General features: G+C 40.8%; 3 protein-coding genes. 2 read left to right on the top strand and 1 reads right to left on the bottom strand.

What is annotated here, in order from left to right; all coding sequences use genetic code 11:
- Together BM122_RS20845 and BM122_RS20840 are read left to right on the top strand one after the other, a co-directional pair.
- Positions 1-1,268 (top strand): RtcB family protein (locus BM122_RS20845; protein ID WP_218152210.1); only part of this gene is annotated, 1,268 nt, incomplete at its 5' end.
- Between the two features lie 230 nt (positions 1,269-1,498).
- Positions 1,499-1,702 carry a CsbD family protein gene (locus BM122_RS20840; RefSeq protein ID WP_074907544.1) on the top strand — a complete coding sequence of 68 codons (204 nt, stop codon included), beginning with the start codon at positions 1,499-1,501 and terminating at the stop codon, positions 1,700-1,702.
- A 216-nt stretch (positions 1,703-1,918) separates the two neighbouring features.
- On the opposite strand, the gene BM122_RS20835 is transcribed toward BM122_RS20840, so the two are convergent.
- On the bottom strand, positions 1,919-2,806 hold the full coding sequence (locus tag BM122_RS20835; protein ID WP_074907543.1) for a hypothetical protein: 888 nt from the start codon (positions 2,804-2,806) through the stop codon (positions 1,919-1,921).
- Positions 2,807-3,104 lie beyond the last annotated feature (298 nt).

The following is a 3,104-nucleotide window of genomic DNA, read 5'->3' as shown; positions in this document are numbered from 1 at the left end:
CTTTTAGGGTTTCGTTTATGCAAAAAACCAAACACTATATTGGAGGGCAACTCTCTTTTATACTCTCAAGTCTCTCAAACTCTACGTTACCAAAAATCTGGACTGATGAAGTTGACCAACCCACATTAGATCAACTATCCGATCTATCAACACTTCCATTCATCCATAAGCATATTGCTGTAATGACTGATGTGCATGCTGGCATTAGATCAACTATTGGATCGGTTGTTCCGACCAAAGGAGCAATCATTCCGGCTGCTGTGGGAGTGGATATTGGTTGCGGAATGATGGCAGTTAAAACATCGTTGAAAGCTTCAATGCTGCCTGATAGCCTCTATGAATTGCGTTCAGAGATTGAGAAAAGAATACCTCATGTAAGAACCAGTAACGGGGAGAGTGGAGACAGGGGAGCATGGGGGAATCCAATTGAGCGTATTTCTTATTGTTGGAATATGTTTCTTTCTGATGAATATGAAGAAACCATTACTAAACATCGTAAAGCCAAAGGGTATAACACTATAACTCACTTGGGTACCCTTGGCACCGGGAACCATTTTATTGAGATATGCATAGATGAAGCTGATTATGTTTGGGCAATGCTTCACTCAGGCTCAAGGGGAGTAGGTAACAGAATAGGCTCATATTTCATTGAAAAAGCCAAGGAGGAAATGGAACGATACTTCATCTTCGATAAACTTCCCAATAAAGATTTAGCCTACCTGGTTGAGCATACTGAAATATACGATGATTATGTTAATGCTGTGTCATGGGCACAGGAGTTTGCTGAACTTAACAGGCAGGTCATGATGGATATTTTATTGCAGTGTATGAGTAAATTTCTTCCATCATTTACCATTACCAATAAAGCCATAAACTGCCATCACAATTATGTCGCAAGAGAGAATCACTTCGGGACAAATGTGCTTGTGACACGTAAGGGCGCAATCAGAGCAAGAAAAGGTGATTTAGGCATTATTCCGGGCAGTATGGGAGCAAAATCATATATCGTCGAAGGACTTGGCAATGATGAGTCTTTTCATTCATGCTCTCATGGTGCAGGAAGAAGGCTGAGCAGGAATGAGGCAAAAATGATTTATACCATTGCTGATTTGGCAGAGCAGACAAAAGGTATTGAATGCCCTAAAGATGAATCAAAAATTGATGAGATTCCGGCTGCTTACAAGGATATTGATCAAGTCATGGGAAATCAAAATGATCTGGTGAAGATCAAGCATACCTTGAAGCAGGTATTAAATGTTAAAGGTTGATAACTAATGTCCAACTGAAAAAATTTACCTGAAGTAAAGATAACATTAAGTCGATTACAATGTTCCCTAGCGCACAGAAGTACCTTCATGTCAGCATTACAATGTTTTAAATATCCGTAATTAGTATGTATAACGTTATACGCGAACCAATTCTGGTGCATTTTATAGATGTTCGATGGAACAGCATTAAGCAGTAAAAACTTAATTAAAACTTGAAAAGGAGCTGCGAGATGAGCTGGGATAAAATAGAAGGTAAGTGGAGATATTTAATAGGTAAAGTCAAGGAGCAATGGGGCAAATTTAATGACAATGATTGCGAGAGAATTGCTGGGAAACGTGAAAAGTTGATTGGTGATATTCAGAAAAAATATGGCATCAGTAAGGAAGAAGCAGAAAAGCAGGTTGGTGACTGGAAAAGAAACCCTAATGTTTAGGTAGCGCCCTCCTCTCCTCTTGTGTATAGCAGACGAGTAGCAATACAACGAAATGAGCTACTGGCAACCAATCTCAACCAAGCAAATGGATAGAGTAAGCCCTCTTGTTTATGAGCGCGCAGATTCAGTGTGGAGAAATGAGGCTAGTAGTAACCCCACAAATGAAAATCTCTGCAACAAACGCTGCAGAGATCTGCTGCTTTTATTTTGTATAGATTAAGCTTGCTGAACAGAAGAAGCTAATTTCCTGGCTCCATATCTGGCACCATAAATACTTGCAATTAAAGCTACAATATAACTTATGACCATTAACCAAAGAATCCCAGCTGCATACTCTCTGGCTTGATCAGCTTTCCTCTGAATATCTTTACCGACTTTATCCGCTTTGGTTTTTACTGAGCTGATCAGTTCATTCACTTCTTTTTCATCTAAATTGGTATTGCTCGTGATAATTTCCTTTGCCTCCTTCTCATCACCGCGTATTAATGCGCCCGCGATTAAACCTAAAGCTTGTGGATCAATTTGTTCGGCAGCTTTCTCTAATTTTTGTTCATCTTGAGAAGCTCCTTTTTTAATGCCTTGTTTTATTGAACCAATTAAAGGCTGTAAGGAAGAAGGTAATTGTGAAGTTGCTCCTTCTTTACCGGATGAAACTGCTTGCGTTAAATTCGTGCCAGCTGTAGCTGTGGTTTTTATTGCCCCGGCTGCAGAACTCAATAAGCCGCTAACTCCCATAGAGGCCAATATTACGGCAATAATAATGGTAATTGACCACACCACTACGCCATGCAAGGTAGCTGCACGGCGATCAGTATTACCCGAAAGCTTGCCAGCCAGGATGCCGCCTAGAAAATATACGATAAAGGCAGTCACAATATACCATCCATATAATGCAAAACTAATGGTTAATCCTTCTGACTTGGTATCGATATCTTTGATATCGGGAACCTCGACGATACTGAAGCCAATGGCCGCGCTGAGAGTGAATATCAGCCAGCTTAAGGCATAAATAAAAACCAGACTCGCAAAAACAGCGCTCCAATTAATTGTCCACCAATCTGTGCGTGAAGATAACACTACGTTTCTTTGTGTATGAGTACTCATAGTAACTCCCTTTTAGGCTGAGTAGTAAATGAAGAGTAATGCCAGGATTAGCCAACACATCATTACTTGTGTTGCCACAAAAATAACGAGCAGATGAATCTGCTCGTCGTTGCTATTGCTGGTTAGCGATTTTTATGGCTTTGGCTGCCTGCTTTCGCATGTTGCTCAGATGTACCGCCACGGGTAGAGGAAGATTCATCTTTGGAACCACCTTTGCTATGTGTGCGGGAAGAAGATTTATCTTCATCCTCGGAGCCACCTTTGCCACCTGACTGTCCACCTTTGCGACCTGCTTCAC

It is taken from the genome of Nitrosomonas communis (genome assembly GCF_900114745.1).
Classification (GTDB): domain Bacteria; phylum Pseudomonadota; class Gammaproteobacteria; order Burkholderiales; family Nitrosomonadaceae; genus Nitrosomonas; species Nitrosomonas communis_A.
This window is presented reverse-complemented; position numbering and strand designations above follow the sequence as displayed.